Origin of the sequence: Mameliella sp. CS4 (assembly GCF_019392335.1) — a bacterium.
Classification (GTDB): Bacteria; Pseudomonadota; Alphaproteobacteria; order Rhodobacterales; family Rhodobacteraceae; genus Antarctobacter.
Window position 1 is genome coordinate 1 of record NZ_JAHXRQ010000175.1, and the last position, 266, is coordinate 266.

Genomic DNA, 266 nt, shown 5'->3' on the forward strand with positions numbered 1-266 from the left:
GCTATGTGTTCCAGGAAGCCAGCCTGTTTCCCCATCTGTCGGTACGGGCCAATCTGGAGTTCGGCTTCAAGCGCATCCCACGCAAGCTGCGCCGTGTGGACATGGCTCACGCGACCGAGCTGCTGGGCATCGGCCACCTGCTCGAGCGCCACCCGCAGCATTTGTCCGGCGGCGAGCGCCAGCGCATCGGCATCGCCCGCGCATTGCTCACCAGTCCCCAATTGTTGTTGATGGATGAACCGCTGGCGGCGCTGGACAGCCAACGC

The 266-nt window shown here is 64.7% G+C and carries 1 protein-coding gene; it reads left to right on the forward strand.

Annotated features, from left to right (window positions below):
- Window positions 1-266 (forward strand): ATP-binding cassette domain-containing protein (locus KZZ07_RS27015; RefSeq protein WP_219520068.1); only part of this gene is annotated, 266 nt, incomplete at both ends.